This window comes from Acidimicrobiales bacterium, from assembly GCA_036491125.1.
GTDB lineage: Bacteria > Actinomycetota > Acidimicrobiia > Acidimicrobiales > AC-9 > AC-9.
This window is the reverse complement of sequence record DASXCO010000019.1, coordinates 1-5,284: the sequence shown is the minus strand read 5'-3', so window position 1 is coordinate 5,284 and position 5,284 is coordinate 1. Positions and strand designations below refer to the sequence as shown.

Below are 5,284 nucleotides of genomic sequence, written 5' to 3'. Positions count from 1 at the left end.
TGGGCGGACCTGACGGGATTTGAACCCGCGACCTCCGGCTTGACAGGCCGGCGTGCACTCCAAACTGCACCACAGGTCCCTGGCTGATCGCGGGGCCGAACCCCGACGAATCCGCGCACCCCCAACGGGATTCGAACCCGTGCTACCGCCTTGAAAGGGCGGCGTCCTGGGCCGCTAGACGATGGGGGCTCGAGCTGCCCACGGGCCCTGGGAGCCTAGCAGGGTCGTCTCCCGGGCTCGGCGGCGAGCACCCACTCGGTACCGTTCGGGCCGTCTCTCACCTCGACGCCGAGCTCGCTCAGCCGGTCGCGCGCGACGTCGGCGTCCTGCCAGCGCCCGTCGGCGCGGGCGTCGGCCCTGATGCCGAGCACGGCCTCCACGAACGGGCCGACCACCTCGCGAGGGTCCCGTGCCCCAACCTCGGCCAGCTGGCCCAGCCGGACCACCATTGCCCGCAACGCGGCCCGTCCCCGGTCCAGCTCGTCGGACTGGAGCGTGTCGCGGGACCAGGCTTGCAGGTCCTGGTCGAGATCCAGGATGGCCCTGACCGCCGAGTCGACGTCCCGCTCGCCGACGGCGCAGGCGAACGCCTCCTGGTGGGCGCGTACCGACTCCATGAGCGGCGACGCCGACGACGGGGCGGCGGGAGCCACCGTCGCCGCGGGTTCCTCTGTTGCCGTCCGTTCGCCGCCGCCGCGACGGCCGGATCGTGCGGCGCGTCCGGCGGCGAGATCGGCGAGCTCGGCTATGGCGATGGTCGTCCCTGACGGGATCTCCGTCGACCGCCCCTGGGACCGCACGGTGACCACGCCCAGTCCCGCGGTGGTGGCATCTCCGGCGTCGAGATCCATCACCACCGCGCTGTGCTCGTCGACACCGAGCACGAACGCATCCTCCGGCAGGTCGCGCTCCATGGCGGCGAGCCTGCGCTCGCCGAGATAGCAATAGCGGGTGTCGTGGTTCCCGCCCTCGGCGTTGTTGTAGTGCGGGATCACGGCGGCGCGCAGACCGGTCGCAGCCAGCAGATCGAGCCCCTCGAGCCAGTGTGGATCGGCCCCCACCTTGTAGATCTCGTAGACCGGCACGGTCGCCACCCCCAGTGTCAGGGCCGCAGCGCTGGCAAACGTCACCGCCCCGCCGACGGCGAGCTTGTCCGCCAGCAGCTGCGGGACGACCGTTCCGCTCCACTGGCGCAGGGCGTAGCTCGGGCTGCCCGGTCCCGCGAAGACGTATCGGGCGTCGCCGAGCATGGCCAGCATCGTCTCGTTGCGGACGGTGTCGGCATCGGCGGACGATCGGATGTCGGCCACCTGGAGCTCCGCGTTCACGCTCTCACGGAAGTACTCGACCGCCTTGGCCGCGACGTCTGACGCGTTCATCTGGAAGCCGAAGGGCGTGCTCAACAGCACCGCTGGAACCGGTGGCGGACCAAGGCGGTCCAGGAGCTGGCGGTGCATCTTCACCATGGTCGGACTCGTCTCGCCCGAGCCCATGATCGTGAGCAGACGCGTCACACCGGAGCCAACGTCCGGGCCGGAACGGCCATTCCGGTCCCTGGTTCCCGCATGCACACGCCCCCTAGCCCGGGGCCACCTCGACCGGGGCCCCGGCCCGCTCGACCGACCGGTGGGCGGCCTCCAGGAGGACGACGACCTGGCGGATCGAGTCGGCCGTGATGGTCAAGCGCTCGCCGAGGGCGAGGTGGTCGGCGAGGTTGCGGTGGAAGGCGAAGGGCTGGGGAGCGGCGGGCGGGAGGCGGGTCTCGCTCAGGCCGGCGCCACTCTCGTACCGGGCGAGGGTCAGCTCGGCGGGCGCCTCGGCGTGGTGAGCCCGTTGGGCCATGTAGCCGACCCCTGGCTCGAGACGCTCGAACGTCAACGGCCGGTACCAGCCCGCCAGCGTCCCGGCCGTGCCCTGCAGGTAGAACTTGGGCCGTCTGATGGCGGCCACCGAGCTGTCGACGAACTCCGCCTCTCGACCGTCGCTCCATCTCAGCCGGACGCGCAGCTGGTCGAGGTTCGTGACGTCATGCCAGACCCGCTTGTGGCCGTGGGCCTCGACGACGGCAGGCATGTCTTCCATCAGGAGGAGCATCCAGTCGAGATGGTGCGAACCCCAGTCGAAGACCGTGCCACCCGACACCGAAGCCTCCGAGTGCCACGCCCGACAGGGGTGCTCGAAACCACCGACGAAGGTCTCGACGTTGAACAGCTCTCCCAGCAGGCTGGCGCGGACGGCCCGGCGAATGGCGACGAAGTCGGCGTCCCACCGCCGGCTCTGGTTGACCGTGAGGCTGAGGTCGTAGGCGCGCGCCGTCGCCAGCATCTCGTCGGCATCGGCCACGGTGAAGCACAGCGGCTTCTCGCAGGCCACATGCTTGCCTGCGCGCAGCAGCGCGAGCGTGATGCTGGTGTGCGACACGGGAGGGGTGGCGACGACGACCACCTCGACGTCGTCGTCGCGGGCCAGCTCGGACACGGTCGGGTAGGTGCGGACACCGGGGAACTCGGCCTCGGCCGCCTTTCGCCGCTCGGCGCTCTCGTCGCAAGCGGCGACGAGCTCGAGCCCGGTCGTGGCCTGGGCGGCAGCGCCGTGGTGGTACCCCATCCCGCCGTAGGGGCCGTAGCCCGCGATGGCCAGCCCGATGGGTCGGCCGCCGCGATCGGGCGCACCTGAGCGTCGCAGGGCGCGGCGCAGCACGGTCGCCAGCTCCTTGTTTCCCAGAGCCTCCTCGGTGTTGCCCAGGCCCGAGCTCACGACCCGCCCGCGGCCCAGCGCCGTCTCCGCCAGGGCGGGCCGGTCCGTGAACCCCACGCTCACCGACAGGCACACGTGCGCCGTCGGGGCCAGGGACAGCGGCTGGAGACGGTCCACGACGGGGAACTCCTCGGGCGCCCGCTGGGTCAGCACACTGGTCGGCGAGACCACCTTGGCGAACCACTCACCACGGGGCCCGTCGTCGCCGGCGCGGCCGTCGCCGCCGATGCGCAACAGCGATGCTCCGGACTCGACGTGGCGGTGCAGCGCCGTCAGCCACTCCGGAGTCAACCCGTCGGTGCCGCCGTCGACCACCACCGCGTCGTAGCGGTCCGGTGGCGGGAGATCAGAGGAAATCGGCAGCACGTCCGTCCCGGTGATATCGACCGCTCCCGTCACCAGGGCGGCCAGGGCCCGGCGGCGGGGGTCGGTCAGCCGCGCGGACACCACCAGCACGCGCATCGGCTCGGTCACGCTCGGCGATGCCATAGGCCGACATCTTCTACCCAGCGGCTATGAGGCGCGGACACGGCGGTAGGGTGATCCCTCGATGGGAGGCGGGCGAGGAGCGCGAGGTGCTCCGGTGGCCGGGGCCGCCCGCCTGGTCGGAGCCGCCCTCACCGGGTACGCGCTGGGCGGAGTGCCCTCGGCGGACGTGGCCACCCGGCTGGCGACCGGCGGCGGGACCGACCTGCGGACGGCGGGCTCGGGCAACCCGGGTGCGGTGAACGCCATGAAGGTGCTGGGCGGGGGCTGGGGCACGGCGGTGCTGTCGGCCGACATCGCCAAGGGCGCCCTGGCCTGTGTCGTCGGTCGAGCGGTCGCTGGCGGCGCCGGGTCCCATCTCGGCGGCACCGCAGCCGTGGTGGGCCACTGCTTCCCGGTCGCCAAGAGGTTCAAGGGGGGCAAGGGGGTGGCGGCGAGCGTGGGACAGTGTCTGGCGACGTTTCCTGCCTACTTTCCGGTCGACCTCGCCGTCGCCGCCCTCAGCTCGACGGGACCCTGGCGCCGTCGGGCGGCGGCGGTCACCGTGCTTTCGTCGGGCGCATGGATAGGGGGCGCCATCCTCTGGTGGCGGACGGGCTGGCCCAACCTGTGGGGCCCCCGCCCGACCGTTTCCCTACCGCTGGCCGCCGGGGCCAGCAGCGCGGTCATCCTGTACCGGTTCGCCACCGCGGCCGCCGTCGCGCCGAAGGGGGAGCGAGATTGATCGGGCTGTGCACCGATTCCAACGCTCAGCTGCCGGCCGAGCTGGTGGAGCGCTACGGGGTGGAGGTCGTGCCCCTGACGGTGACGCTCGATGGTCACGACTTCCTGGAGGGGGTGGACCTGGACGCGGACGGGTTCTATGCCCGCTTCGAGCAGGGCGTGACGCAGGTGGCGACGGCGGCTCCCTCGCCCGGTAGGTTCCTGCTCGCCTACGAGGCGCTGGTGGCTCGCGGTGCCACCGAGATCATCTCGATCCACATCGGCTCGTCTGTGTCGAGCACACTCGATGCCGCCCTCGTGGCTTCCAGGGGCGCCGGCGTCCCGGTGCGGCTCGTCGACAGCGGTTCGGCGTCCTTCGCCATCGGATGCTGTGTCTGGGAGGCTGCCGAGGCGCTGACCAAGGGCGCCGACGCCGAGGCGGCGGCGTTGGTGGCCGAGGCGGTGGCGGCGCGTACAGGGAACGTGTTCGTGGTCGGGGCCCTGGAGCTGGCCCGCAGTGGGGGACGGCTGAGGGAGTCTCCGTTCGGCGGCGTCACCGCCATCCCGGTGCTCACGCTGGCCGAGGGGCGGATGGTGCCGGTGGGCGAGGTCGCCACCATGGAGGACGCGGCACGGGTCATGGCCACGACCGTTCTCGGCGCCGGCACCGACCTGCGCGTCGGCCTGGGGATCGCCGACGCCGGGGCGGCCCCCTTGTGGCACGCGCTGGAAGAGGCACTGGTGGACGCGCCGGAGGTGCTGGAGGTCGTCCGCTACCGGATCGGCCCCAGCGTGGGGGCCCACACGGGTCCCGGCTCGGCAGGGGCGATCTACTACCCGTCGACCGTCTGAGGACCTCGGTCCTAGAGCGACGTCGACAGCGCCTCGACCACCTGCTCCTCGAGCCAGCTGAGGTAGCCGTACAGGGCGAGCCCGGGGGCCCGGGGATCGCTCGAGCTCACGGGCTCCTGGCCTTCGTCCACCTCGAGGTTGGAGCCCAGCACGAGGCGCACCTCGTTGAGCGCCGACAGCCAGCTGACCACCTGCTCCTCCTCGAGGCGGTCGGCGTCGATGGTCTCCTCCATGACGATCAGGGCCTGGCGATGGTGCTCGAGGAGCTCGTCGTGCATCAGGCTCTGGTAGTCGGCCTCGGCCTTGTCCTCGTCGCGGTACGCCGGCGGAAAGAGACGGCGCACGCTCGGGTCGGCGGGATCGGTCGAGTCGATCAGGTCTCGCACCTGCCCGGGCAGCGACCGCAGCAGGGCCCGGTCCGCCTTCGACAGTCGCAGCTGGGAGTTGCCGGCCTTGGTGCGCCGAAGGCGCCGGCCGAGCTTCATTC

The 5,284-nt window shown here is 72.0% G+C and carries 5 protein-coding genes and 2 tRNA genes; 2 read left to right on the top strand and 5 right to left on the bottom strand.

The window, feature by feature from the left end; all coding sequences use genetic code 11:
* Positions 1–4: 4 nt before the first annotated feature.
* From VGF64_01415 to VGF64_01400, 4 genes are all read right to left on the bottom strand, one after another.
* Positions 5–79 (bottom strand) — tRNA-Asp (locus tag VGF64_01415).
* Positions 80–116: 37 nt separating this feature from the next.
* Positions 117–189, bottom strand: a tRNA-Glu gene (locus tag VGF64_01410).
* A gap of 26 nt (positions 190–215) precedes the next feature.
* Complete coding sequence (locus VGF64_01405; protein ID HEY1633387.1) at positions 216–1,514, bottom strand: hypothetical protein; 1,299 nt, start codon at positions 1,512–1,514, stop codon at positions 216–218.
* A 64-nt stretch (positions 1,515–1,578) separates the two neighbouring features.
* Positions 1,579–3,246, bottom strand: a complete 1,668-nt coding sequence (locus tag VGF64_01400; GenBank protein ID HEY1633386.1) for a Gfo/Idh/MocA family oxidoreductase — start codon at positions 3,244–3,246, stop codon at positions 1,579–1,581.
* A 94-nt stretch (positions 3,247–3,340) separates the two neighbouring features.
* On the opposite strand from VGF64_01400, the gene VGF64_01395 reads away from it, so the two are divergent.
* Both VGF64_01395 and VGF64_01390 read left to right on the top strand, forming a co-directional pair.
* The gene (locus VGF64_01395; GenBank protein ID HEY1633385.1) at positions 3,341–3,967 is read left to right on the top strand and encodes a glycerol-3-phosphate acyltransferase; all 627 of its coding nucleotides are present in this window, start codon (positions 3,341–3,343) and stop codon (positions 3,965–3,967) included.
* The gene (locus VGF64_01390) at positions 3,964–4,797 is read left to right on the top strand and encodes a DegV family protein (GenBank protein ID HEY1633384.1); all 834 of its coding nucleotides are present in this window, start codon (positions 3,964–3,966) and stop codon (positions 4,795–4,797) included. The genes VGF64_01395 and VGF64_01390 overlap by 4 nt, the downstream gene beginning before the upstream one ends.
* An 11-nt stretch (positions 4,798–4,808) precedes the next feature.
* Here VGF64_01390 and VGF64_01385 read toward each other — a convergent pair.
* Positions 4,809–5,284 (bottom strand): DUF2017 family protein (locus tag VGF64_01385; protein ID HEY1633383.1); only part of this gene is annotated, 476 nt, incomplete at its 5' end.